General features: G+C 64.8%; 22 protein-coding genes. 17 read left to right on the forward strand and 5 right to left on the reverse strand.

Annotation, left to right across the window (positions count from 1 at the left end; all coding sequences use genetic code 11):
• Positions 1-229: 229 nt before the first annotated feature.
• Positions 230-691 (forward strand): HupE/UreJ family protein, encoded by a 462-nt coding sequence (locus AC3A3Q_RS18440; RefSeq protein WP_487587627.1) that lies wholly within the window; start codon positions 230-232, stop codon positions 689-691.
• Between the two features lie 175 nt (positions 692-866).
• Here AC3A3Q_RS18440 and AC3A3Q_RS18445 read toward each other — a convergent pair whose 3' ends face one another.
• Together AC3A3Q_RS18445 and AC3A3Q_RS18450 are read right to left on the reverse strand one after the other, a co-directional pair.
• The gene (locus AC3A3Q_RS18445) at positions 867-1,616 is read right to left on the reverse strand and encodes a LytR/AlgR family response regulator transcription factor (protein WP_487587609.1); all 750 of its coding nucleotides are present in this window, start codon (positions 1,614-1,616) and stop codon (positions 867-869) included.
• Complete coding sequence (locus tag AC3A3Q_RS18450; protein WP_487587610.1) at positions 1,613-2,737, reverse strand: sensor histidine kinase; 1,125 nt, start codon at positions 2,735-2,737, stop codon at positions 1,613-1,615. The genes AC3A3Q_RS18445 and AC3A3Q_RS18450 overlap by 4 nt, the downstream gene beginning before the upstream one ends.
• A 217-nt stretch (positions 2,738-2,954) precedes the next feature.
• Between AC3A3Q_RS18450 and AC3A3Q_RS18455 the strand changes: the two genes are divergently transcribed.
• From AC3A3Q_RS18455 to AC3A3Q_RS18490, 8 genes are all read left to right on the forward strand, one after another.
• A complete protein-coding gene (locus tag AC3A3Q_RS18455) occupies positions 2,955-3,461 on the forward strand; it encodes a YybH family protein (RefSeq protein WP_200607249.1) in 507 nt (168 codons plus the stop codon).
• The gene (locus AC3A3Q_RS18460; RefSeq protein ID WP_487587611.1) at positions 3,458-3,919 is read left to right on the forward strand and encodes a DUF3617 domain-containing protein; all 462 of its coding nucleotides are present in this window, start codon (positions 3,458-3,460) and stop codon (positions 3,917-3,919) included. The genes AC3A3Q_RS18455 and AC3A3Q_RS18460 overlap by 4 nt, the downstream gene beginning before the upstream one ends.
• Positions 3,920-4,026: 107 nt before the next feature.
• Positions 4,027-5,007, forward strand: coding sequence for an aspartyl protease family protein (locus AC3A3Q_RS18465; RefSeq protein ID WP_487587612.1), 981 nt, complete (start codon positions 4,027-4,029; stop codon positions 5,005-5,007).
• Between the two features lie 285 nt (positions 5,008-5,292).
• Positions 5,293-5,946, forward strand: a complete 654-nt coding sequence (locus AC3A3Q_RS18470) for a penicillin-binding protein activator LpoB (protein ID WP_200607244.1) — start codon at positions 5,293-5,295, stop codon at positions 5,944-5,946.
• 122 nt (positions 5,947-6,068) lie between these two features.
• Complete coding sequence (locus AC3A3Q_RS18475) at positions 6,069-6,557, forward strand: putative periplasmic lipoprotein (protein WP_200607242.1); 489 nt, start codon at positions 6,069-6,071, stop codon at positions 6,555-6,557.
• Between the two features lie 14 nt (positions 6,558-6,571).
• The gene (locus AC3A3Q_RS18480; RefSeq protein ID WP_487587613.1) at positions 6,572-7,399 is read left to right on the forward strand and encodes a hypothetical protein; all 828 of its coding nucleotides are present in this window, start codon (positions 6,572-6,574) and stop codon (positions 7,397-7,399) included.
• A 35-nt stretch (positions 7,400-7,434) separates the two neighbouring features.
• Positions 7,435-8,682 carry a hypothetical protein gene (locus AC3A3Q_RS18485; RefSeq protein WP_487587614.1) on the forward strand — a complete coding sequence of 416 codons (1,248 nt, stop codon included), beginning with the start codon at positions 7,435-7,437 and terminating at the stop codon, positions 8,680-8,682.
• A 3-nt stretch (positions 8,683-8,685) separates the two neighbouring features.
• Entirely contained in the window at positions 8,686-9,663 is a 978-nt protein-coding gene (locus AC3A3Q_RS18490; RefSeq protein ID WP_487587615.1) for a hypothetical protein, read from the forward strand.
• A 52-nt stretch (positions 9,664-9,715) separates the two neighbouring features.
• Here the strand turns inward: AC3A3Q_RS18490 and AC3A3Q_RS18495 are convergent, their stop codons facing one another.
• The 3 genes from AC3A3Q_RS18495 to AC3A3Q_RS18505 all read right to left on the reverse strand — a co-directional run bounded on the left by AC3A3Q_RS18495 (position 9,716) and on the right by AC3A3Q_RS18505 (position 13,381).
• Positions 9,716-11,485 carry an amidohydrolase gene (locus tag AC3A3Q_RS18495; protein WP_487587616.1) on the reverse strand — a complete coding sequence of 590 codons (1,770 nt, stop codon included), beginning with the start codon at positions 11,483-11,485 and terminating at the stop codon, positions 9,716-9,718.
• Between the two features lie 129 nt (positions 11,486-11,614).
• Complete coding sequence (locus AC3A3Q_RS18500) at positions 11,615-12,412, reverse strand: isochorismatase family protein (RefSeq protein WP_487587617.1); 798 nt, start codon at positions 12,410-12,412, stop codon at positions 11,615-11,617.
• A 435-nt stretch (positions 12,413-12,847) separates the two neighbouring features.
• Positions 12,848-13,381 carry an HD domain-containing protein gene (locus AC3A3Q_RS18505; RefSeq protein ID WP_487587618.1) on the reverse strand — a complete coding sequence of 178 codons (534 nt, stop codon included), beginning with the start codon at positions 13,379-13,381 and terminating at the stop codon, positions 12,848-12,850.
• Positions 13,382-13,661: 280 nt separating this feature from the next.
• Between AC3A3Q_RS18505 and AC3A3Q_RS18510 the strand changes: the two genes are divergently transcribed.
• From AC3A3Q_RS18510 to AC3A3Q_RS18545, 8 genes are all read left to right on the forward strand, one after another.
• Entirely contained in the window at positions 13,662-16,868 is a 3,207-nt protein-coding gene (locus tag AC3A3Q_RS18510; protein WP_487587619.1) for a sensor histidine kinase, read from the forward strand.
• Positions 16,858-17,484: a response regulator gene (locus AC3A3Q_RS18515; RefSeq protein ID WP_487587620.1), complete on the forward strand. Its 627-nt coding sequence runs from the start codon at positions 16,858-16,860 to the stop codon at positions 17,482-17,484. Before AC3A3Q_RS18510 ends, AC3A3Q_RS18515 begins: the two co-directional genes overlap by 11 nt.
• Before the next feature lie 103 nt (positions 17,485-17,587).
• Positions 17,588-19,072, forward strand: coding sequence for a catalase (locus AC3A3Q_RS18520; RefSeq protein WP_487587621.1), 1,485 nt, complete (start codon positions 17,588-17,590; stop codon positions 19,070-19,072).
• On the forward strand, positions 19,069-20,070 hold the full coding sequence (locus AC3A3Q_RS18525) for an alpha/beta fold hydrolase (protein ID WP_487587622.1): 1,002 nt from the start codon (positions 19,069-19,071) through the stop codon (positions 20,068-20,070). The genes AC3A3Q_RS18520 and AC3A3Q_RS18525 overlap by 4 nt, the downstream gene beginning before the upstream one ends.
• A 126-nt stretch (positions 20,071-20,196) precedes the next feature.
• Positions 20,197-21,267: an SMP-30/gluconolactonase/LRE family protein gene (locus tag AC3A3Q_RS18530; protein ID WP_487587623.1), complete on the forward strand. Its 1,071-nt coding sequence runs from the start codon at positions 20,197-20,199 to the stop codon at positions 21,265-21,267.
• A 105-nt stretch (positions 21,268-21,372) separates the two neighbouring features.
• Entirely contained in the window at positions 21,373-22,245 is an 873-nt protein-coding gene (locus AC3A3Q_RS18535; RefSeq protein WP_487587624.1) for a lysophospholipase, read from the forward strand.
• A 76-nt stretch (positions 22,246-22,321) separates the two neighbouring features.
• Positions 22,322-22,753: a DoxX family protein gene (locus AC3A3Q_RS18540; protein ID WP_487587625.1), complete on the forward strand. Its 432-nt coding sequence runs from the start codon at positions 22,322-22,324 to the stop codon at positions 22,751-22,753.
• A 456-nt stretch (positions 22,754-23,209) separates the two neighbouring features.
• Positions 23,210-24,319 (forward strand): hypothetical protein, encoded by a 1,110-nt coding sequence (locus AC3A3Q_RS18545; protein WP_487587626.1) that lies wholly within the window; start codon positions 23,210-23,212, stop codon positions 24,317-24,319.
• Positions 24,320-24,493 lie beyond the last annotated feature (174 nt).

The raw sequence follows: 24,493 nt of genomic DNA on the forward strand, positions 1-24,493 counted from the left end.
CCGGATATACGTGCGCAGTCGACTAGGGCGCCGGATGCAGGATGCTTGCAGCAAGAGGAGGAGTCCATATACGGACACTGGGGCAGGATGGTCTGGCGAGCAGATTCCGGGGTCTGCCTCCGGCCGCGAACCGACATCCCGCCCGATCACATTCCGGGCGGTTGCTTCGCCCATTGATAGCCCTTCGATGCCTGCTCATAGCCAAGGTTGAACAGCGCCCGCATGCCGTCTGTTCTGGACGATCACCGCATTCACGGCCGCCCACAGCCTCACTCTGGCTGCAGCCACACTAGGGTGGGTGCATGTACCACCGCCTCCGGTGGAGGCCAGCATCGCCTTGAGCATCGTGTTCCTGGCCAGCGAGATCGTGCACACGCGCGCCGGCCGCCCCGGACTGACGTACCGGCAGCCGTGGATCGTGGCATTCCTCTTTGGCTTGCTGCACGGGCTCGGGTTCGCCGGCGCTCTTAGCGAAGTCGGACTTCCGGCCAACGCGATTCCGGTCGCGCTTGCGTTGTTCAACGTCGGCGTCGAGATCGGACAACTTCTGTTTGTCGCCGCGGTGCTGGTATTGATGGCCGGCGCGCGACGGATTCGTTTGCCGCAAGGCGACTGGAGCTGGAAGTTGCCGGTGTACGCGATAGGCATGGTCGCGTCCTACTGGACGCTCGACCGCATTGCCGGTTTCTGATGGGACGATCAGAGCCCCGGACCTGGCCATCCAATGCGACCGCACCATCCACCTGTAGCGTAGTCAAGGACACTGTCGCTGCAAACCAAAGCGCTTCGCAGCTCGACTTGATTCGGGCGTTGTCGCGATGTCCGCTCCTGGCCGAGAGCGGGCAGTCCCGGGATGCGGGGATTCTCTAAACTTTGGTGAGTTTCAGCCGGTCGATCACCGCGTCGAGGTAGTTCGGTCCGACTGGCACGTTGGCGCCGTCGCGCAGGGTGAGCGTAGTGCTGCCGTTGGCGTGCCGCTGGACTCCGGTGACGAGGCTGGGGCGGACAAAGGCGGAACGATGGACGCGTATCAGCCCGGCGGGATCGAGGGTGCGCTGGAGTGCACTCATCGTCGTGCGGTGGATGTGGCTGCGGGTGGAGGTATGCAGCATTACGTAGTCGCGTGCCGCCTCGATCCAGTCGATCGTCTCGATGGGAACCCGCCGCGATCCGTTCCTCACCTGCACCCAGATCACGTCGTCATAGGCGCCCGCGCTGCTGGTTGCGGTCGTAGCCGCTGCTTCGCGAAGTGCGCGGCGGCGCTTGGCACGTTCGACGGCTTGGCGTAACCGGTCAAAGCGCACCGGCTTGAGGAGGTAGTCCGTCGCATCGACCTCGAAGGCGTCCGGTGCAAACTGCTCGAAGGCGGTGACGAACACGATCTCCGGTCGCTCCTCCATTGCCATGTCGGCGGCCACGGCAAGCCCACTCTTCTCCGGCATCTGGACGTCGAGCATCACCAGGTCGGGCCGGAGCGTCGCGATCGCCTCGGCTGCCTCCTTCCCGTCGCCCGCGGTGCCGACGACCTCGACGTCCGGAAGCTGGCGAAACAGGGCGACCAACCGGTCGAGCGCCAGTGGTTCGTCGTCCACGAGGAGTACGCGCAACCGGCTCATCCTGCCTCCGCTGTCAGGGCTTCCGCGGGCGCGAGCGGGAAACGCACACTGGCACGGAACCCATGCGGCAGCGGCTCCGCTCGCAGCGTGCCGCGCTCACCGTAGAGTACGTCCAGGCGCTGACGCACGTTGGCGAGGCCAACGCCGGTCCCCTTGCGCACATCCGTGACCTTGGCCGGATCGCCATCGTCCTCGACGGTGACGACGAGATCGTCGCCGTCCTGCGTCACGGCGATGCGCAGCGTCACGGCGTACCGGGTCGGCGCCACCGCATACTTCACCGCGTTCTCTACCAGTGGCTGCAGGAGGAAGCTTGGCACAAGCGAGTCCTCGAGCTCGGGCGGACAGTCGAGTACGACGCGCAGCCGTTCGCCAAAACGGACCGCCTCGACGTCGAGATAGGTCTCGACGGTCGTGAGCTCCTGCCCGATCGTCACCGTGCTCTGCGGGTCGGTGACAAGCGTGCTGCGCAGGAACGCGGACAGTTTCGCGAGGAGCGCTTCGGCTTGTTCGTTGCGGTGGTTGACGACCAGCGAAGAGGCGGCGTTCAGTGCGTTGAAGAGCAAATGCGGATTGAGCTGGTATGTGAGTGCCGCCAGCCGCGCGGCGCTCGCCGCGGCCTCGGCCTTCGCCGCGAGCGCTCGAGCTTCGATCTCGGCTGCACGCGCATCGGCGAGTTCGCGCTCGCGTTCGCGCACCGTCCGGTTGACCTGGATGACGACGAGGATGGCCGCGATCAGCCCGTAGAGCCAGAAATACCCCACGACGTTGTTGAGCGTCCTGGCGATCGTCGCGAACGGGTCATCCCGCGCGGCCAGGCGAAGCCACCACGTGGCCATGAAATCCGCGACTCCGAGAAGAATCGCAGCGACGGCTACGGCGAGGAACATGGTGATCAGCTTGCTCGCGATCGAGCGATCCCGGACACGCACGGCGGCGAGGTGTATCAGCGTGGTGAGCGCGATTCCGACGACGTAGAGCGCGCCGACGTGTTCGAGCACCCGTGCCGGCAACTCGCCCGCGCCAAAGTACGTCGGCAGGACGAACAGCCCGCATGACACCGTCCAGACACTGAAGCCCAACCATGCAGCTTGTCGCGTGTCCGCGCTGAACCTTTCCATCACTGCCCCTCGTTTCCCAACGGTTGGACCTTAGCGAAACGGCGTCGACGGGGCCCGGTTTTCGTCTCGCCATTCCGGACTTTCGTCGACGCGCCCGGGCTTTGTCGACAGGCTGCGTGTTCCCGTCGAAGCGCGCTCGCGAGGTCCTGCGATGGCTCCTAGCATCCTCTCATCGACACAGCCGTGTCGCCATCCGAATCGCCCGAGGACCCAACCGATGATGCGCAAACTGCTCCTGGCCGCCGCGGCGGCCCTCATGGCCCAGGCCGCCTGCGCGGCCCAGCCCAACGACGCCGACCGGGTCGCGCTCGAGAAGCTCGCCGCCGACCTGGATGCCGTCTGGGACAGCGGCGACCCCGCGGCGGTGTCCGCGCTCTACGCCGCTGACGGCAGCCTGCGCATGGGCAGCCTTCCGGTCGTCCAGGGGCGTGACGCCGTGCAGCGCTACTTCGTGGAAACGATGGGCCGGCGGCCCGCCGGGGCGCGGCATGTCACGCGGGTCGAGAACATCGACATGCTCACGCCGGACCTTGCGCTGGTGGATACGCGCGCGAGCATCGAAAGGGATGGTGCGCAGGGAAGCCGGGAAGTGCTGGCCGAGTTCCACAACCAGACCCTTGCCTTGCGCCAGGCCGATGCTTGGCGGTTCCGCGCAGTGCGCGCACAACGGATGGCGGTGCCGAGCCGGGCTGCCGCACCCGTCCAGCAGGGGGGCACGCGATGAACGCGAAGACGCTTGCCGCCGGCCTGGTCGGCGCAATCACCCTTGGCGCCGCGGGCGCGGCCTTCGCCGACGCAATGTTCCTGCCCGGACTGTACGAGGTTCGGGTGAGCTACCCGGGCGACGGCTCGGGCGTTGAGACGACGCGCGAATGCCTCACGTCGGCCGAGGCGAAGGAGGAATCACTCGAACGGCAGCTGGGCGAAGTCCTCAACGATGCGAGTTGCAAGTTCACGCAACGGAACATCGGCGGTGGGCGATTCGCAATCTCAGGCACCTGCAACAACGAGGGGTTCAGGTCGAATCTCAAGCAGTCGGGCACGTACTCGCCCACCGCCATGACGATGGACATGAGCATGACCCTGGCGCCCGTGCCAGGCGCCGAGCCGGTGAGCATGCAGATGACCATGTCCAGCCGCCGCATCGCTGCGAACTGCCCGGCAGGTAGCGATAACGATTGAACCGGCGCAGACCGCGCCTGCGTGCCGACACCGTAGGCAGGCGGTTCTGGGACCGGCCGTGCAGTCCGGCATCGACCAACCAGGAGCACCCAACAATGCACCGCCCGATGATCGGTATCCTCGCGCTCGCCACCTCGCTCTCGCTTGCCGGTTGCACCCAGGTGGAGCTTGCGCGCCTCTACCTCGCCAACAACGGCACGGCGGCTGAAGTGACGAAGCCGTTGCCCCTCACCTTGCCTTACAAGGACGTCGACGGCTGGGTGCTGTTACCGGCGCGCGTCAACGGCCGCGCTTCCATCGACTTCGTCCTCGACACCGGCGCCTCGGTCGTGGCGCTTATCGCGGATCAGCGCACGACGCATCTCGATCTCGACATGCGTGGCGTGCGCCGCCTGGGCGCGCCCGACGACCTTGCTGCACCCGTCGGCGCCAGGCAGGACGGGCTGGCTATCGACTTTGGCGGCGTGGTGCTGGAGAACCAGACAGCGCTTGCCATCCCGGCCGAGAGCCTCGACTGCAAGGGCGAACAGCGGAGAATGGCGCCGTTCAACGGTGTGATCGGCCACGACCTGTTCCGCCGCTTCACGGTGGAGGTGAACCGCGACAAGGGAACAGTCACGCTTCACGATCCGGACACCTATCACTACACCGGCAGCGGCCGGATCGTGTCCGCGGAAATCGCCGGCCGCCAGCCTTTCATCGACGCCAGGGTTGCTCCGTCAACGGGCGCCCCCTATCGAGCCCGCCTGCATGTCGACAGTGGCGCGGGCATCGATATGACGCTGTTTCCGGGGTCGAGCCCGGCCATCAAAGCGCCGCCCGACGGACGCGGGCGTGAGGCGTGCTTCGTGGGCGGTCGCGCCACCTACACGACAGGTGCACCCGTTCACCTCGGTCTTGCCGGCGCCGCCATCACCACGCCGGTCGAGTACGCCACCGGCCGGGAGGTAATCGCCGCCGGGCAGAACGGCCGCCTCGGCGCCCGTTTCCTGGCGCGATTCAACGTGGTTTTCGACTACGCTCGCGAACGCATCATCCTCGAGCCTCGGCGCCGGCAGGTGGTCGTCGCGCGTGCTCCCGGGCACTGAATCGGAATGACGATCCTGTGTCGGTAACGCGGGCTCGCCATGAGTAAGTCCCGCGATCGCAGCCCGATGCCTGACGCTCTGCGGCAACGTTTGCACTTGCACGTCGCATAATCGCGGCGCATACCCCGGAGTTCACAACTTTTCAGAAGTTTTCAGTACTTCGGAAGCGACTCCCACCTGCTTGCGTGATCCACTTCAGCGCTGCCCGCGTGGGGAGGCAGCGCCACCCGGTCAGTTGCGTGATATCGCAATGACTGCCGGACGGGTCATGAATCAGGGGGAATCTTGAGCACTAAATTCATTCGGGCCAGCCTGTGGCTGGCGGTTGCGGCATTGTTGTTGGCCGGTGCGGACGCCGCGGCGCGGGAACGCAAGCTGGAGAACCGCAACGGCGTCCAGACGCGCGAGCTGGACCCGTCGCAGAAGGGGCTGGTCACCGGCGTGGGCATTGAAGCCCACGACATCCAATCGATGACCAACCAGATGGCGCGCGACCTGTTCGCGAGCGGGTTCCTCAACGGACTCAGCAAGCCGCCGCGGATCCTGGTCGACGAGCAGGAGTTCCATAACGAGGGCTCGCAGATCATCAACCGGCGCATGATCACCCAGCGCCTGATGACCGAGCTCAACCGTGCCTCGCAGGGCCGCATGACCTTCATCGGCCAGCGCTACGCCGGCATGGTGGCCAAGCAGCGCGAGCTCAAGCGCGAGGGCGTCACCGACGTGGGCACCACCGGCATGACCGGTGCCCAGGCTGGCGTCGACTACTTCCTGGCCGGCGCGATCATGACCCAGGATGCCCGCGACCCGCGCAGTGGCGTGGTGCAGCGCTACAACCAGATCGCCTTCGAACTGGTGGATGCGGAAACCGGTGCGGTCGTTTGGACGGGCATGTACGAGTTCGAGCGTGCCGCCGCCGACGACGTGGTCTACCGCTGACCAAAGCCTGCAAGGGACCCGCCACGCATCACGCCCGCGCCGCCGGCGATTGCCGGCCATCGCATGGCACCTGCGTGCCCGCCGGTTCCGCACTCGACAAACCTCCAAAGGAACTCGATCCCATGAAACCCACCGCTTCCCTGCTGTGCTCCGCCGCCGTGCTCGCGCTGAGCCTCAGTGGCTGTTCCACCACGCCCAACGCCCGCCCGCAGGCACTGCTCAAGTGCGACTACAAGGCCCTCAAGGCCAACGCGCTGACCGGCGGCCCGGCACTGACCTCCATGGCCTACGGGTCGGTCGCGGACATCCCTGCCGACGCAGTGCTGATGAGCGATGCGGGCCTCTATCGCAGCGTGATCGTCCAGCAACTGAGCACGCAGAACACGCAAGGCGGCACCGTGCAGGTGAATGCCCGCCTCGCCAACTGCACCGGCGCGGGCATGACCGTGCGTGCGCGCACCGCTTTCCTGGACCAGGCCATGGCGCCGGCAGAGCCGGTGTCGGCATGGCGCACGGTCTTCCTGCCGGCCGGCGGGATGGCGGTGTACCAGGAGTCGTCGTTCTCGACGGCGAAGGTCGCGCACTACTACATCGAACTGGCGCCGAACTGATCCGGGAGTCGACCATGCGCCTTGCGATGACCTGCGCCGTGTCGGTGGCGCTGATGTTCACGGCTGATGCCGCCGCCCAGATGCGTGCAGGCCAGCCACAGGTCCTGGCTCCGACGCCACGATCGGCGCCGCAGGCGGTGACGCCGTGGTCGGTGCTGCGCGGCAAGCTGGGCACGCGAAACCGCGTGATGCTGCTTTGGGACGCCGAGCTCGACAGCGAAGTGAACACCCGCTACCGCGAGGTGGAGACCCTGGACCGTCGCGTCCAGGGTGCTGCGGCACAGGTTGACGGCGTGGTCGACAGCGCTTCCGGTCCGGTGGGCGTGGCAGTCGCCGGTGGCAGCGCGCAGCTGCAGCAACGCAGCGAGAAGTTCGTCGAAGGCGACGCCCCGTCGCGGACGTCGCTGTCCGCAGGCGAGCGGGCGATGCAGTCGGAGTTCATGGCGCAATTGCGCCAGGGCGGCGTGCGCTTCATCGACCGCACCCTGGCCACGCGCCTGGCCGGCAAGTCGGTCCAGGGCGATCGTCCCAACGTCCATGCGATCGAAACCCAGGCGCTGGTCGGGCACGCGGACTACCTGATGGAAGTGAGCAGCGTGGCCGATGCACAGGTCCAGTCCGGGCGGCGCTATCACGTGTCGTTGCGCTCGGTGGCCAACGGCGAAATCCTGCTGGACTTCGATACGGCCGCCGATGTCGACGATGCAGGGGTGTTGCCTTACGTTGCCGGCGCCGGCGGGTTCGAGCGCGCCGCGCCACCGGCGCCGACCAGCGCCGACACCGCGCGGGTCCTGGCACGGGAAACCGGGCGCCGGATGGCCGACATGCCGGTGGCGCGATGATCGCCCGCCGGCTGATGCACGCGGTTCGAATATCAATGCTCTCCGCGATCGCCCTGGCCGCGCCTGCAGTGGCGCAGGACGCCCCCGCCGAACAGGTGCCCGAAAGTCTTCGCAAGTACTACGAGACGCTGCTGGCCGAGGGCGAGTGGGGCGCAGTGCTGAACCTGCAGCGCCTGGGCCTGGAGGCGATCGACCAGGGGCACCTGGATGTGGCGGCACGCGCATTCGATGCGAGCCTGGCGCGCATCGAACTGATCTACGCCAACTCCGACTCGGCGAAGAAGGCGCGTTCGATGTGGTCGTCGGAGGGCGTCAAGGACTTCAAGGGCGAGCCGTACGAACGCACCATGACGTACTACTACCGTGGCCTGCTGTTCATGGCGGAGGGCGACTACGAGAACGCGCGCGCCAGCTTCCGCGCCGCCGAGTACCAGGACACGATCTCGAACAACGAGGAGTACGCCGGCGACTTCGGCCTGATGTCGCTGATGGCCGGATGGGCGTCGACCTGCGCGGGCGACACCGGCATGGCCAAGGACCTTTACCAGCGCGCCGCCACGCAACAGCCGGAAGGCCTGAAGGCACCCGGCGCGGGCCTGAACACGCTGGTGCTGGTGGAGTCGGGCATGGCACCGGTGAAAACCGCCACGGGCGGATATGGTGAAGCACTGACCCTGCAGACTGGCGACAACCCGTTTGTTGCAGTGCTGGCCAACGGCAAGGAACTGCCGGTGCTGGCCGATGTCGGCTGGCAGGCCAGCACGCTGGGCGGTCGCCAGATCGACGTGATCCTCGATGGCAAGGCGAGTTTCCGCCAGGGCAGCGATACGGTGGCCGGACTGGGCGTCGCCGGTGCGACCGTCGCGATCAGCAGCGGCGATTCCGGTGCTGCCGGTGCGCTGGCAGTGGTGGGCATCGCGGCGATCCTGGTCAGCTCGGCGACCAAGCCCAAGGCCGATATCCGCATGTGGGACAACCTTCCCGATCGCATCTACGGCGGCTTCCTCAAGCAGGGCGGCGCCGTGCCGGTGGCCGAGAAGACCGCGGACGGCGAGCTGTATCCGATCGAGTCGCCGGTGATCGACCGCACCGCAGGCCGATGCCGACTGATGGTGTACCGCGCGCACGAACCGGGCGCATTGCGGGCGCAGCCGGTCAGCAACCTGACCGCAGGCGAGCGCAAGTCGCTACTGAAACGCAACGAAGCGCGCGATGCGAGCTTCCGCAACGAAATGACCCGCCTGTTCGTGTCGAACGGCGAAGCCTTGGCCGGAGGTGAATGATTCATGCTGTCTAAACTGATCAAAGCCGGTGCGATCGCACTGTTGTCGGTGCTGGCATTGCACGCGCGTGCGCAGGAGGCCAGCGCGGTAGCCGACCCCGCGGTGTGGGGTCCATACGCCAAGCTGGTGGGCAAGACCTTCAGCGGCGAGGACGTCAGTGGCTGGCCTGGCTACGCCAGTCGCACCCGGTCCATCCAGTGGGAAGTGCCCGGGCAGGTGATGGTCGAGACCGGCGTTTACCCGAACGGCCAGGAACTGCCGCGGATGCGCATCCTGCCGGGCAAGAACCCGGGCGACGTGGTCTTCGATGTGCCGAAGTCGCCCAACGCGACCGGCCATGTGGTCGATGCCGACACGATGGTGTTCGACCTGCCATTCGGGTACCAGAACGTGGTGCGCGTCCTGGGTCCCGACAGTTACGAAACGCGGACGCTGAAAGAGAAGAGCGGCGAAGTAAAGGCCGTCGCGGTGTATCGCGACAGCAATTCCGAAGCACAGAAGGCGCGGGTTGCGGAACTGGAGGTGAAGGCCGCGGCGGACAAGCAGGCCGCCATGCTCGCGTTGCGTGCCGCCGGCGTGCCCGCTGATCCGGCAACCGACGCGCCGGCCGAGAATGTCCTGGCATACCAGGAACCCATTCGTGGACCGCACGCCACGCTGCAGATCACGCGCGGAAAGGCATGGGAGGCCAGCGCCTGCTACGCGGCGGTGTACATCAACGGTCGCTGGGCGGCGCGCCTGGAAGATGCCGAGACGGCCCGATTCAAGGTGCCGGCGGGCAAAGTCCAGATCGGCGTTGCTTCCGACCCGCAAGGGCGCGGCACGTGCCGCCTGGGCCAGTCCACCCAGACCGAGCACGAAACGGTGGTGGCCAAGGGCGAGTCGCTGCACGTGTACTTCATCTTCAGCAACGGCCCGAAGTTCAGCGAGGCACTCGTGGCACCGGCCGCGCCGACTGCGTCCTCCCTGGGTGCCAAATGACCCCTAAAGGCCGGAAGCGGCCACGATCGAGATCGTCTGGTCGACTGTCATGTCACTTCCCCGGCGTGCCGTAGTAGCCACCGAACGTCCGGACCGGTGACCAGGACGGAAGGATCGGCTCGAGCTGCGGCACGAGGCTCTTGTAGGGGCCGGCCGCATAGACGAGTTTGCCACCGGTGACGGTGAGCACCGACTCGATCCGGCGAATGCTCTCTTCCGGCACGGTGAAATAGTCGGCGCTCAGCAGTGCCATGTCGGCGTACTGCCCTGGCGCGATGCGTCCCTTGACCGCCTCATCACCGCTGAACCAGGCGCTGCCAAGCGTGAAGAGCTCAAGCGCCTTTGCGCGATCGAGACGATTGGCTTCCGACAGCAGTTGTGTTCCACCGACGCTCTTGCCGGACACCAGCCAGTACAGCGACAACCACGGGTTATAGCTGGAAACGCGCGTGCCATCGGTGCCAGCACCTACCGGAATGCCGGCTGCAAGCAGTTGCTGGATCGGCGGTGCGTGCCCGGCTGCCCCTTGGCCATAGCGCTCGATGAACTCCTCACCGGCGAAGGCCATCCGGTTCTGGATCATCACGCCGCCGCCAAGCGCCTTGATGCGTGCAATCCGCGGAGGCTGGATCGTTTCGACGTGGTCGATCGCCCAGCGCAGGTCACTGAAGCCAGGACGGCCTGCTGCCTTTTCTTCGCGGTCGACCGACTCGAATACCGACAGGATCCGATCGATCGACTCGTCGTAGGTGGCATGGATGCGGATCGGCCAGCGACGCTGCACGAGCGTGCGGACAGCGGCGGTGAGTTCCTCGCGCCATTTCGGGTTGGCGTCGAGGTTGGGGCGCTCGGCACGAAAGTTCTCAAAGTCTCCCGCGGACGCCACGAGTTGCTCGCCGGCGCCTTCCAGCACGAGCCCGCTCTCGTTGTGCGCATCCAGGTTGGCGTTGATACGCTCGCTTTCGACCCAGCTCTGGATGTCCTTGAGCTCCTGTCCCGCCTTCTGGGCGAAGAGGTAGTAAGAGATACGCAGTGGTAATCCCTCGGTTCGCGCCATGTCGATGGACGCCTTGTACTGCGTCGGATACATGTGGCCGCCGCCACCCGCGTCGATGGCCGAGGTCAAGCCAAAGCGATTGAGCTCGCGATAGAAATGGCGCGCTGACGATGCCTGGGCATCGGCGGGCAACTCGCCCAGTGCGCCGACAGCCTGGTAGAGGATCGTCGGCCGCGGTGTTGCGAGAATGCGCCCGGTCGGCTGCCCGTCCGCGCTCTTCTCGATCGTGCCGCCTTCGGGCGCAGGCGTATCGGCCTTCAGGCCTGCAACCTCGATGCCTTTCTTGTTGTAGATGGCGCCGCTGTAAAGGTGGAGAACGAACACCGGCGTGTTCGGCGCCACTCTTGTCAGCTCATCGGGGGTCGGCATGCGCTTTTCGGCGAACTGATGCGGCGACCAGCCACCGACCACGCGAACCCACTGGCCCTGCGGCGTGGTCATCGCGACCTGGCGCACCATTTCAAGTGCCTGCTCCAGGGTAGGAACGCCGTCCCACCGAAGTTCAGCCGCGTAGTAACGGGCCTGGCGAGTAGGGTGCAGATGCGAGTCGTTGAGGCCCGGTATCAGACGCCGACCCTCCGCATCCACCACCTCGGTCTGCGGGCCGCGTAAGGCGAGCATCTTCTGGTCGGATCCGACGTCCAGGATCTTCTCGCCCTTTACTGCAACGGCGGAGGCCTCAGGGCTGCCGCTCGCCTGAGTCGTGACCTCGGCGTTGTAGATCACCAGGTCTGCAAGGTCCTGCGCAGTGACGGCCGCTGGCACCAGGAGGAGCAGGGGCGCCACAGCGCCGCGACAGAAATGTACATTCATGATGACGGCCCCGTGGATGCGATGAATGCCGCTGCGATGCCGCCTACGACCGATCTGGGCGTCGTGTCAGCCTTGCCGAAGTTACTTCGTGGACCCCTTGGCGACGTCTTGAGCCTTCTGGTAGCTCTCAACGACTGCACGGTAGTTCGGCACGAGCTCGGCGTAGAGCGCGCCCCATTTCGCGGCGTCCGCACGGTTCCAGGTGCGGTGGGACTCGCTGAGCATGGTGTTGGTGGTCATCGGGATGATTCCGGCCTGCGTCATCCGGGCGAGCATGACGTCGGACGCCATCTCGCTGACGTCGCCCGAGGCGTCCATCACCACGTAAACCTTGTATCCATCGGCCTTCGCCTGGAGCGCGGGGAATGCGACGCAGACGCTTGTCCACACGCCTGCCATGACCAGCGTCTTGCGGCCCGTCGCTTCGACTGCCTTGACGAAGTCGTCGTTGTCCCAAGCGCTCACTTCCCCTTTGCGACCAACGTACTTCGCGCCCGGCGCAGCAGCCGCCAGTTCATCCATGATCGGGCCGTTGGGACCACCGGGTTCCGACGCCGTGTAGATGATCGGCATCCTGGCCTGCTCGGCGATCTTGGCGAGCGCTACGGTATTGGCCCGCAGTTCCCGGATGGGAACGTCCTTGACTGTCTGGAACAGGCCTGTCTGGTGATCGAGCAAGAGGACGACCGTGTCGTTGGGGTCAAGGAGGGCCCCTTGGGCGGCTGCGCTGGGCTGCCGGGAGAGACCCGGCATGGCCGGCTTGGTGTCCCGCGTCTCCTGCGCCTGTGCGGGCTCGATCATCAGGGCGGCGAGTGCTGTCAGGCTCGCCAGAGCCAAGGATCTTCCAGTCACGCGAGTCTTTGCTGAGGGTGAGTTCACGACAATCTCCTTTGTTGGTTGGTTGGCGGTGCAAGTGGCCCTGCGCGGCCGTCGCCTCCGATGCAGAGGGGGAGGGCTGATTGGCGACGACAGCCGGCAGGTCCAAAGGGGTAACGCCGGCGCGTCCTACGGCCGGCCGAAGCGGAGTGCGTTGATCAGAGCCCGCGGATCGGGTCGGAAGTCCAGCGTCCAAGGGCGCGCCCAGAATTAGGCTGCGCTGGAACCCACGAGCAGAAAACCCCCAATTGCGTCCGTACCGAGCCCCCCTATTGGGTGACGTAACGCGCTTGTGCTGCTCTTCGAGCCCTGGCAGTCGAAAGCCGCGTGGCCGCAACTGCCTCGCACGATGGGGCCACCGCGAGACCCTGGGCAACGAGGCCGCAAGCAGGGGAGGACGGTCGCGCCTGCGAGCACCGCGCCGGTACAGCGTGTACCTCACCAGCGCAGCATCGGAAGCGGACTTAGCGGGTGCCGGGCGGCCCTCCTCAGCACGAGCTTTGTCAGCAAGCGATGGAATCCGTAGCCCGGAAACATGGCGCGCACCGGTGCGACGATGCAGCGTGGCAGTCCGAATCTAACCCAGCCCATCGATACGTCGATCCAGTCTGCACGGCGAAACAGCTCGACAGAATGGGGAAGCGCTACTCCGCATTCGGTGAGCTTGTGATGATGGTCGATCATCGCGGCGATTTCCTGGTGCCAGGATTCCCTGTCGATCTCCCGCAGGTACTCGGACGCGGCGGCGATCGACGGGGGCAGGTAGTCGAAGGTGCCGGCTGTCCATATTCCGATGTCATGGAAGACGGCGGCAATGGCCACCTTGTCGACATCTTCGAATTCATTCTTGTCGAGCAATCGGTAGAAGTTGACCACGCGGTAAGCGTGATTCCGGTAGGCGTCGAAGTCGCCGCCCAGGACCTCGGCATGCCGGTCCAGCAGGTCATCGAGTAGCGGAATGTTGACGAGCATCGGCGGCTCCACAGTGCCAAGGAGAGGCGTGAGCCGCTGCGCGTGTGTTCGGGCTCGTCGACCACAGCTCAGACTAATGAGGCAGGCGCGTCGCCGGATCGGACATCCACGCTCCCTCCGGCTCCCCCATTTGGGGGAGGCTTATGGCTTTGCGCAACGGGATAGGGATCCCTACACTCGACTGCCGCTGGGACACGGTCACACCTGTGTCACGGGTGCACCTGCTTCGAAGGTCCGTGGCCATTCCCACGGTGTCCAGACTGATTCGGAGTGTCCGGCCATGGGCCGAATTGGCATCACCCTTGTTGCCTGGGCAATGGCGGCGTCTGCACTCTCTCAACCTGTCGTACCGGCTACGCCGCCGCTTTCGACTTATTCGAAGACGGTGTTCCCATCTGGGACCGACGGGCTGGACGACGCTTACTCGATGGTGCAAACCTCGGACGGATTCGTGTGGTTCGTTGGCCGGCGGAGTGTCTTTCGATCCGATGGTGTGGCTTTTGACGACATGGAGATCACCGACGATCGTGGAGCGTTCGACGGGGTCGCCCAGATATTTGCGGACGACGATGATGGGATCTGGGTGGCTTACCTACGGGAAGGGGTATCGCTTTTCAAAGGGGGGGTGCTCACCCGCTATGGCACAGACCAGGGCCTGCCAGAAAACAAGCAAGTCCGAGCCGTGATTCAGAACAGGGGCCGTGTGCTCGCGGCGACCCTGGGAGGACTATATGAGCGCAAAGGCGAGCGCTGGGTGCGCTCGCCCAGTGGCGAAGCGCTAGCGGGTCAACCCGTTGAAGCTGCCGTCTTTGATCGCGCTGGTCAACTTTGGCTGCTGACTCCCGGCGCTGCCTATGTTCAGCCAAAACCCAACAGTCCGTTGGAGAAGCTGGAACTGCCGCCGAACGACTCACCCATGCGCGGTCTGGTCGCATCGGCCAATGGGACCGTGTGGTACTACAACAATTCCGGCGACAACAATCTTTGCAGACTTGCGCGGGACACGCGTGCCGCTTGCTGGAGTGTTGGGGGAATGTCGGAACCAAAATCCGACCGGACAGGAGCGCTTTGGTGGGTGCGAACCGGACAACTGGTTCGAATGGCGGCCACGCGTGATCTTGACGCCAACGACCCCAATGCCATCGACATGCATTCCGACACGTTGGATTTGCTCGGCGCCCATGTTGGTTTGGCACGGGACGGAAGCGTCTGGGTGATGGGGACGGAAGGCTTGATTTGCCTGCGCCCGCCCCAGCTTACAGCGGTGCATACGCCCACCGGCGGTCTCGTCGGCGGGTCGAAGGGCGAGGTTTGGTTGGTAAGTTACACCCGAGGCGTCATGCGAGTCGGACCGGCCGGAACGAGCCGTGCCAGGTGGTGGGAAGGGGAAGATGGAACCCTGTGGAATGATGTTGCGCTGAGCGCCGCCGATCGCGGCAAGCACACGCGGGTGGCGCGCGATCTTGAAACCGATGAGATCGCGGTGCTGGAACGGCCGACCGCTGCAATAGGTGCAGTACGTATTGATCAGGATCGCGAGGGGGGCATGTTTGTCTCCCGTCTGGTCCCCATGGCCGTCACGCATTTCGTCAACGGAACGAGCCGCGAAGTGCCGCTTCCGCCGCTGGACACCGGCGCGGTCTTCCGGGGGCTGAAACGCGCGCCCGACGGACGACTGTGGTTGGGCATTGGTCGTACAGCCGGGCCGCCGCTGTATCGGCAAGACGGCGCACGCTGGACTCCTTACGGTGGCATCGTTTTCCCGAAGAAGATGGCGGTCAATGGGTTTGCCTTTGACCCGGATGGCACGCTTTGGGTTGCGGCTGGCACTGAAGGGGTGTTTTCCGCGACGGTATCCAAGGTACGTCAGTACGGGCGCGCGGAAGGATTGGACGTTGGCCTGGCGGGCGAGATCTTTCCCGGCAATGGTCGGGTGTGGGTGGCAGGCACTCGCGGGCTTGCCATTCAACAAGGTGCGACCTTCGTAATGCTCACCGGTATTGGAGATGAACATTTCGAAGCAGTGACAGGATTGGTGCATCTGCCCAACGGCGACGTCTGGATGGCAGGGGCCGACGGCATCACCAGCATCACGGCGAAGGAATGGCGCAGCGCGCTCACCGACCCCAAGTACCGGGTCCGATTCCTCCGGCTGGATCGCTTCGACGGGGTAAATTCCTCAGCGCTCATGGGGCCGTTTCCAACGGCGGCCCAGTCGGGCGACGGCACGTTGTGGTTCGCCATGCGATCTGGTCTATATAGGCTTCGTCCCGCAGAGTTGGCTTCCGCCTTGCCGCCACCTCACGTGGTGGTCGGTGACGTGATGGTTGACGGCGTGCGTCAGCCTCGCCACTCGCAATTGCAGCTCGAACAAGGTTCGCACCGGCTCGAGGTCGAGTTCGCTGCACCTGGGGCTGAGATACCGGGACGAACACGCTTCCAGTACCGCCTCGCAAGAAACGGCACTTGGTCGTCGTGGGCCGACTTGGGAAAGCGCCGCCAAGTCACGTTTGAACAAATCGGTTACGGCAACTACGCGTTGGAGATCGCTGCATCAGATCGGAATGGCGAATGGTCCAGCGCGCCGACGCAGCTCGCGTTCCGCATTCTCCCGGCGTTCTATCAAACCTGGTGGTTCTTCCTGATTCTGACGATGGCACTGACGCTGCTCGTTGGACTGGCTTATCTGGCCAGGGTGCGGCAGGTGTCTGCGCGCCTGCAGGCGGACATGAATGCCAGGATCAATGAACGCGAGCGAATCGCCCGTGACCTGCACGACACCCTGCTGCAGGGCACGCAAGCACTGCTTCTCAGCTTCCAAGGCATAGCGGCGCGGTTGGGGATGCACGATCCGATCAGGCAGAGGATCGAAAGCGTGCTTGATCGGACGGAGAACGTTTTGAGGGAAGGACGTGACCGGGTCAGTCTGCTTCGCGATCCAGCGGCCAGTACCCTGGACCTCGCAGATTGCCTGCGCCGGCACGCTCGCGACCTCGCGGTCGAGAAGGGGCTGCTCTGCGAAGTAGCCATTCCCCATCCTCCCCGGGAGCTGGATCCCCTGATATACGAGGAGCTGCTGCAAACTGGCCGGGAGGCGATCAGCAACGCGTTCCACCACGGACAAGGTACGCGCGTGAGCATCGCCCTCGTGTTTGACGATCCATGTGTTCTGCTCCAGGTGGAAGACGATGGGGTGGGCATGCCCCATGACCATGCACGCGAACCCGGCCACTGGGGACTTCAAGGCATGCGAGAACGGGCGCGTGTGATGGGCGGAACGCTCACCATCGAGCCCCGCCCCGAAGGCGGAACGCAGGTCAGATTGCAGGTCCCCGCCGCTCGCGCCTATGTGGGGAGCGAGCATGGTCGGCTGCCTCTTGGACGAAGGGCGGCTGCGAGTTGGCACAACGTCAGAACCGCCCTGTCTGCGTGGCGCCCGTCGGGTCGTGCATCGGCAGGCGAGAAGCGGAGGTCCCATGACCATTAGGATCCTGACGATCGATGACCATCCGGCATTGCGTGAAGGCATCACCGCGATGCTTGCTGCCGAAGCAGACATCGAAGTCGTGGCCGGCGCCGGTGATGCGGAAAGCGGCATCGAGGCCTTTCGCACGATGATCCCGAGCATCACCTTGATGGACCTGCAGATGCCCGGCATGGGCGGAATCAAGGGCCTTCGGGTGCTGAGGGGCGAGTATCCGGATGCGAAGATCATCGTCCTGACGACCTATCGAGGCGACGCCAACGCGCGGGAGGCCATGGCCGCGGGTGCGGCGGGCTACCTGCTCAAGAGCGCATTGCGCAGTGAGCTGGTGGAATGCATCCACAAGGTGAACGCAGGAGGTCGGTACGTCTCTCCAGAAGTGTGCGCCGACATTGCCACGCATCTCGGCGGAGAAGCGCTGACCACCCGGGAGCAGCACATTCTCGAGTTGCTAGCGGAAGGGCTGGAGAACAAGCGGATCGGAACCAAGCTGGAGATCTCGCCCGAGACCGTCAAGTCGCATTTGACGCGAATCTTCGACAAGCTCGGTGCCCACAACCGGACCGAGGCGATCCGCATCGCACTGCGACGGGGCATGCTGGGTCGCGTCCCGGACTGAGCCCCCCGGATGGGGGGCGCGGCCCTCCTCTGAACGATGGAAGACGGCGAAATGGCGCCGATGCACGCTGGTCTCCGGATCACCAAGCCTCCCGGAGCCAGCGATGCGCCGCCTCACCCACGCCAATGGACGCCCCGTTGACGACAATCTGAACATCCTGACCGCCGGCCCCCGGGGGCCGGCGCTGCTCGAGGACATCTGGCTGCTCGAGAAGCTGGCGCACTTCGATCGGGAGGTGATTCCCGAGCGGCGAATGCACGCGAAAGGCGCGGGCGCCTACGGCAGCTTCACGGCCACGCAGGATCTTTCGCGTTACACGCGTGCCAAGCTCTTCTCGGAAGTGGGCACGACGACTCCGGTGTTCGCGCGCTTCTCGACCGTCGCCGGCGAGCGGGGCGCTGCCGACGGGGAACGCGATATCCGCGGCTTCGCGATCAAGTTCTACACCCAGGAGGGCAACTGGGACCTGGTGGGCAACAACACGCCCGTGTTCTTCTTTCGCGATCCGCTGCGATTTCCCGACCTCAACCACGCCGTCAAGCGCGATCCGCGCACGGGGTTGCGCAGTGCAAGCAACAATTGGGACTTCTGGACGCTGCTTCCCGAAGCGCTCCATCAAGTGACGATCGTCATGAGCGACCGTGGCATTCCGCGCAGCTACCGCCACATGCACGGCTTCGGCAGCCATACTTTCAGCCTCATCGACGCGAGCGGTCGCCGGGTATGGGTCAAGTTCCACCTCAAGACCCAGCAGGGAATCATGAACCTGGACGACGAGCAGGCGGCGGACCTGGTCGGGCAAGACCGGGAGAGCCATCAACGCGATTTGTTCGATGCGATCGAGCAGGGCAACTACCCGCGTTGGACGCTCTACGTGCAGGTCATGGACGAAGCGCAGGCGCGGTCGCACCCGCACAACCCGTTCGACGTCACCAAGGTCTGGCCCAAGTCACGGTTCCCGCTGATTGAAGCGGGCGTTCTCGAGCTCAACCGCAATCCCGACAATTTCCACGCGGAAGTGGAGCAGGCGGCGTTCTCGCCGGCGAATGTCGTCCCTGGAATCGGCTTCTCGCCAGACCGCATGCTCCAGGCACGCCTGTTCTCCTATGGCGACGCGCAGCGTTACCGCTTGGGAGTCAACTTCGCCCAGATTCCGGTCAATGCACCGCAATGCCCATTCCACAGCTACCACCGGGACGGGGCGATGCGCACCGATGGGAATCTGGGCGCGACAACCGGCTACTACCCCAACAGCGTCGGCGAATGGATTACCGACGCTGCGGTGATGGATCCGGCTGTTGAGATCGACGGTGTGGCACGGCATTGGGATCATCGCAACGAAGAGGATCACTTCGAACAACCTGGAAATCTCTTCAGGCAGATGAGTCCGCACGAGCGGCAGCGACTGTTTCGCAATACGGCCCGATCCATGGCTGGCGTGTCACTCGAGATCAAGAACCGGCACATCCAGCATTGCGCCCGCGCCGATGCAGATTACGGTCGCGGCGTCGCACGGGAACTGGGACTCCAAGTCCCGTGCCTTCGATCGCCACTGGTCGCTGCAACCGCACAAGGGAGCGAAGCGTGAATCCTGATGAGACCAAGCCCGCGGTTGATTCGACGCGACGGGCTCTCCTGGTCGGTGGCACGACGCTTGCGGTTGCCCTCCAGCTGCCCTTGGTGGCCTGTTCCAATCCCGATCCCGAGACCGGCGCGAAGCCGGGCACCCCCTCCCACCCTCCCATTGTCGAGGCCATTGTGATGAGCACTCTCACCGTTAAGGACGGAACGCAGATCTTCTTCAAGGACTGGGGGAAAGGCCCGATCGTGGTGCTATGCCACGGATGGCCCCTCAGCTCCGACAGCTGGGAGTCGCAGATGTTCCACCTGGCCACCCATGGTTGCCGCGTCATTGCGCATGACCGACGCGGCCACGGCCGATCGAGCCAGCCATCGGAAGGCAACCATATGGATCAGTACGCCGATGACCTGGCCGAACTGCTGGAGCATCTGGACGTTCGAGACGCCACACTGATCGGCTTCTCGACCGGCGGCGGTGAAGTCGCCAGGTACATTGGCCGACACGGCACCAAGCGCGTCAGGAAGGCCGGGCTGATCTCGGCGGTTCCTCCGCTGATGGTCAAGACGGATCAGAATCCTGATGGCGTCCCACTGTCGGTGTTCGATGGTTTCCGCCAGGCGTTCCTGACCGACCGGTCGCAGTTCTTCCGCGACGTCGCGAGTGGACCGTTCTTCGGCTACAACCGTCCCGGCGCGAAGCCCTCGCAGGGCGTCATCGATTTCTGGTGGCTGCAAGGGATGATGGGCGGGCACAAGAACACCTACCAGTGCATCAAGGCCTTCTCTGAAACCGACTTCACCGGCGACCTCGCGAAGTTCGATGTTCCCACGCTCATCATCCACGGCGACGATGACCAGGTCGTTCCCATCGACCGTGCCGGTCGCGCTTCGGCCAGGTTGATCAAAGACAGCAAGCTCATCGTCTATGAAGGCGCGCCACACGGCATCACCGACACGCACAAGGACCGGCTCAACGCCGACCTGCTGGCATTCGTCAAGGCCTGACGACACCGCCATCACCCGAGACGAAGCCTGTCGCGGGGCTGTCGGCACTACAGCCCGCGTTCGCTGTCCGAGGCGTGCGCAGCCCCGCACTACACCTTACGGCCCCCGCCGCTACGGAGATTTTCCATGAGCCGCCATACCGCCGCCGGTGCCGTTGCTTGCCTGCTGATCCTGGCGAACGCCCCGTGCGACGCCCAGGAAGGACCGGTTCGACTGCAGACCCGGTCGTTTGCAACCTTGCCTGCCGATGTCCGGAATCCGGAGGCCCTGGCCGCAAATCCGGCGACGGGCGAGATCTTTGTCGCAACCTTTGATGCACGCGAACCGGCAGAGACCCGCCGCAACGCGCTGTTGCGATTGTCGGCGGACGGGAAACTGCTGGCGCGACGGAGTTTTGGCGCCACCCCGCTGACCGGCATCGAGTTTCGGGACGGCCACGTTTACGTAGTGAATTTCGGCGCATCCAGCTTGCAACGCATTGCCGCCGACTTTGATGCCAACACCCCGGTCGAGGACATCGCTCGCTTCGGTGCGTTGTCGCCGCCATCGCCCACCACGCGCACCATTGACAACCCTGACGGGAGTCGCGACTCCATCCAGTACGGGTCGAAGGGATTTCCTGCGCCGAACGGCACCGTGTTCGATCGGGAGGGCAATCTTTACGTCAGTGACTCGTTCCAAGGGGCCATCTACCGGATCGATAACGCGACGCAGTGTCGGCCCTGCGAGGTGCAAGTTGTGTCGCGTGATCCACTCCTGGGCACGACTGGCCCGCTGCCGTTCGGTGCCAACGGCATGGCGCTCGATGCCGACCAGAAAGTCTTGTTCGTCAACAACGCCGGTGATGGCCGGGTGCTGCGCATGGACCTGGCGTCTGGCAAGGCCTCGGTGCTCGCCGATGGCCTGTTGGGGGCGGACGGTTTGATCATGCACGATGGCTTGCTATGGGTTTCGGCCAACCAGATCGACACGGTGGTGGCGATCGATCTTCAGGGGCGCGTGCGCGCACTCGCCGGTCGCTTCGATGGCATCGGCGTCGATGGCAGTCCCCAGGGGCTTTTGTTCCCGGCGTCGAGCGTGGTTTCGGGAGAGCGCATGGTCGTGGCCAACCTGGCGCTCCCGCTGACGCCGCAAAAAGGCGACGAGTGGGAAGAGAGCGTCTCGCGCTGGAACCTGGTGCAGTTTGACTTGCCGTGAGCAGGCGCTGACGCCCGAGGTTCGCTGCCAGGAGACTCGGCCGACAGCGTCGGCACTTCGTTATCCCGTCGCACCGCAAGCGGTGCCTCCTTGTGAGACAGCACGATGAATGCCATTGCTCCATCGCTCAACGTCGTTGCCCCTGCGGGCGTGCCCAAGGAAATGGGAGAAATCATCAAGAGCGGAGATGAGGACCTCTATCTGCGGATCTGGCGCCCCACGGGCAAGCCCCTGGCGGTGCTGGCGTTCGTTCCGGGCTTCAATTCCCACGGCGGCCATTTCAGCTGGGCTGCTGAGCGGCTGGCCGCCCGTGGCTTCGCGGTGTACGCCATCGACCTTCGCGGCCGGGGCCGGTCGTCCGGAGTTCGTTTCCACGTCGATCGATTTGCCGACTATCTCGACGATGTTGACAACATGATCCGCATCGCGTCCAGACGCGACGCAGGCCTGGAGATCTTCTTGATGGGCCACAGTGCCGGTGGCGTAATCGCGACCGCGTATGCAATGGGACACCAGGCGCAACTGGCCGGTTTGATTTGCGAAAGCTTCGCCTTCCGCGTTCCCGCACCTGCGCCGGTCCTCTCCTTGGTGAAGTGGATCAGCACGGTATTTCCGCGACTGCCGGTTCTCAAGCTGCCCAATGCCGGCTTTTCACGTGACCGGAGATTTGTCCGGGACATGGACCGGGACCCGGCCATCCGAGGGGAGCGCAGCACGGCCGGCGCCGTGACCCAGATGAACTACGGCAATGAACTGATCGAGCGAGGGTTTGAGACTCTGACACTGCCGTTGTTGATCATGCATGGCAGCGCCGACACCGTGACCCTGCCCAACGGCAGCCACCGCTTCTTCCTGGAGGCGGGCTCGCAGGACAAGGCGCTGAAGCTGTACGACGGCCATATGCACGATCTGCTCAATGACGTCGGCCGCGATGAACCTATGGACGACATCATCACGTGGATCAGGGCCCGTGTTTAAACGGATGCTCACCCATCCACTCAATCCGTACCCCATGCCCCGCTGGTAGGGGCACCCATTCACCAGGAATAGAGCCATGACCACCCAGTTCACGCTTTCCCCGCATGCCCAGGCGACGACCCCAAGTGCCTCGATGGCGGCCGCAGCCCTCTGCGCACGCCTTCTCCTGAGCGCTGTGTTCCTGATTTCCGGGGTGTCCAAGTTCACCAACCCCGAGGGCACCCTGGCGTATATCGCATCGGCCGGACTTCCTTTCCCCGAGTTCTGCTTCGGCATGGCCGTGCTCATCGAGATACTGGGTGCGATCCTGCTGATCGTTGGCTACAAGACTCGCCTGGTCGCCGTGCTGCTGGCGATCTTCTCGATCGTCACGGCGGCTGCATTCCACTTCCAGATCGAAGTCCAGGGCCAGTTCATCCATTTCCTGAAGAATCTCGCCATCGCGGGCGGCCTTCTCCAGGTGGCCGCGTTCGGCCCCGGAGACCTGAGCGTGGATGGTCGGCATTGATTGCATGCTTCCCGGGAACCCGCCGCCCATCGTGCCAGCTCCCCGCAAGCGGGGTGGCGGGATCCTTAAGGATCTGGATAGGCCCAGGGGCGCGGATGCAGACCTTGACCTCGGTACCGCCGTTTTGCGATGGGCTTCGTTCGTTTCGCTGGCTTTTGTATTGGGGGATTAAAGGCAGCTTGTGTGGACTGTGAGGCACGCCGCGCCCAGCAGTTCCTTCAAGCCGATGCCGCTTCGCGGCTCGCTTGATTGAGTCGATCGCGAATGACCGCTTCGGCCGAAAGCGGACACCGGAGCTACCTGGGCGCCGGGACCGGGACCGGTGCTAACGTCCGCTTCCGACCCGAAGCGGTCGTCAAGCCAGTCTCCCGCGATCCGGAAATGGGTGCGACTCGCCCCACTTGAAATGCCTCATGCCCGACCGCAGACTCGGCCCGGGGAAGCCAGGGGGCAAGGATGAAGCAGATCGCGTGGATTGCGGTGCTGGCGGCGTGCGTAGCAGCGCCAGCCTGGAGCGGGTCGTTTGATGCGAAGGACACCCTCAACCCCGGGGAAGGCATCCTACTAACGAACATGACCTGCGGGGGCCCGGTGGGTGGCGTGCAGGTCTTTGCCGAAGGCACGTCGAGCGCTGGCTTCTTCGGTCCGCTGAAGGCGGATGGCAGCCTCCACTGCGCCGGTGGCTTCAGGACGATCCGATTGAAGTCCGGTCGCTACTACGTGGGCCAGCTTTACAGCGCCACGGACAATAGCCCGGTGCCGCCCGACAAGTCGCCGCACTTCAGCATCGAGGCAGGAAAGCTCAACTACGTTGGCGACCTCTATGCCGGCGGCCCGATCTCCGAGCCACTCGACGACGAAACACAGATGCGCGTGATGGGTCGCGTGCTGACCTTGCTCAACCACGAGCCGCAGATGCGCGAGCGCCTCGCCAAGCCCGAGCATGCATGGTTGGCAGGCTACGAGTTCGTCACAGACAAAAGCCTGGGCCCGATAGTGCCGATTGGCGCGATGCCATCGCCAAACTCGCGGCAGATGCAGGTGACCATGCAGATTGGCAAGCCGCGCTGGAAGCGCGGCGAAGACGGCCAGCCGATCGTCTGCCGGCGGCTGTTGCCGCTGCCCGAAGGTGCAACGGCAGTGCCCGGAGAGCCGCGTCCGTGCGACGGCGAGTTCATCACTCCGGCACAACTCGTCGCCGAGGAATACGGCGCCTCGGCCACGTTGCGTCGCGTTGAGGTCTTGGATGGGGATGACGGCGCTCTGACGCTGGCCGCAACCGCGATCCCGCCCGGACTGAAGGACACCGAGCGCCGCCAGCTGGAAGTACCCGCCGGGCAGTGGTGGGACGGGCGCCAGGGTAAGGTTGTCTGCTACGACAGCGCCACAACCGACACCGTGAACATCACCGACGTGAGCGGAACGTGCCCGAAGAAGGCGATCTCGCCACGCGAGTACCTGCGGCGCAAACTTGGCAAGGAAGTTCGCTTTGTCAGCAGCACCCGGGTAGGCCCCGATGGTGGCCTGCTGCGCATCGACTACGACATCGACGTACCCGTGCAATAGCGCGTCGAGGACATCCGGAATTGAACGAAGGCATACAGCCGAAACAGGCGTTGGGAAGGAGCAGCGGGGACTCAGTGCCAATGGCCGCTTCCGACCCATAGCAATGGGATGGACTCCTCCTCACCTTGGCACCCGGTGGGTGCCAGACTGAATTTGCGAGACAGTCGCGGCGAG

Source organism: Lysobacter sp. Soil_C_59, assembly GCF_057656415.1.

Excerpts from the sequence above, each read along its gene's own strand:
- AC3A3Q_RS18445 (WP_487587609.1), bottom strand. The coding sequence starts at position 1,616 with ATGAGCCGGTTGCGCGTACTCCTCGTGGACGACGAACCACTGGCGCTC.
- AC3A3Q_RS18450 (WP_487587610.1), bottom strand. The coding sequence starts at position 2,737 with ATGGAAAGGTTCAGCGCGGACACGCGACAAGCTGCATGGTTGGGCTTC.
- AC3A3Q_RS18455 (WP_200607249.1), top strand. The coding sequence starts at position 2,955 with ATGATGCGCAAACTGCTCCTGGCCGCCGCGGCGGCCCTCATGGCCCAG.
- AC3A3Q_RS18460 (WP_487587611.1), top strand. The coding sequence starts at position 3,458 with ATGAACGCGAAGACGCTTGCCGCCGGCCTGGTCGGCGCAATCACCCTT.
- AC3A3Q_RS18465 (WP_487587612.1), top strand. The coding sequence starts at position 4,027 with ATGATCGGTATCCTCGCGCTCGCCACCTCGCTCTCGCTTGCCGGTTGC.
- AC3A3Q_RS18475 (WP_200607242.1), top strand. The coding sequence starts at position 6,069 with ATGAAACCCACCGCTTCCCTGCTGTGCTCCGCCGCCGTGCTCGCGCTG.
- AC3A3Q_RS18480 (WP_487587613.1), top strand. The coding sequence starts at position 6,572 with ATGCGCCTTGCGATGACCTGCGCCGTGTCGGTGGCGCTGATGTTCACG.
- AC3A3Q_RS18485 (WP_487587614.1), top strand. The coding sequence starts at position 7,435 with ATGCTCTCCGCGATCGCCCTGGCCGCGCCTGCAGTGGCGCAGGACGCC.
- AC3A3Q_RS18490 (WP_487587615.1), top strand. The coding sequence starts at position 8,686 with ATGCTGTCTAAACTGATCAAAGCCGGTGCGATCGCACTGTTGTCGGTG.
- AC3A3Q_RS18505 (WP_487587618.1), bottom strand. The coding sequence starts at position 13,381 with ATGCTCGTCAACATTCCGCTACTCGATGACCTGCTGGACCGGCATGCC.
- AC3A3Q_RS18510 (WP_487587619.1), top strand. The coding sequence starts at position 13,662 with ATGGGCCGAATTGGCATCACCCTTGTTGCCTGGGCAATGGCGGCGTCT.
- AC3A3Q_RS18515 (WP_487587620.1), top strand. The coding sequence starts at position 16,858 with ATGACCATTAGGATCCTGACGATCGATGACCATCCGGCATTGCGTGAA.
- AC3A3Q_RS18520 (WP_487587621.1), top strand. The coding sequence starts at position 17,588 with ATGCGCCGCCTCACCCACGCCAATGGACGCCCCGTTGACGACAATCTG.
- AC3A3Q_RS18530 (WP_487587623.1), top strand. The coding sequence starts at position 20,197 with ATGAGCCGCCATACCGCCGCCGGTGCCGTTGCTTGCCTGCTGATCCTG.
- AC3A3Q_RS18535 (WP_487587624.1), top strand. The coding sequence starts at position 21,373 with ATGAATGCCATTGCTCCATCGCTCAACGTCGTTGCCCCTGCGGGCGTG.
- AC3A3Q_RS18540 (WP_487587625.1), top strand. The coding sequence starts at position 22,322 with ATGACCACCCAGTTCACGCTTTCCCCGCATGCCCAGGCGACGACCCCA.
- AC3A3Q_RS18545 (WP_487587626.1), top strand. The coding sequence starts at position 23,210 with ATGAAGCAGATCGCGTGGATTGCGGTGCTGGCGGCGTGCGTAGCAGCG.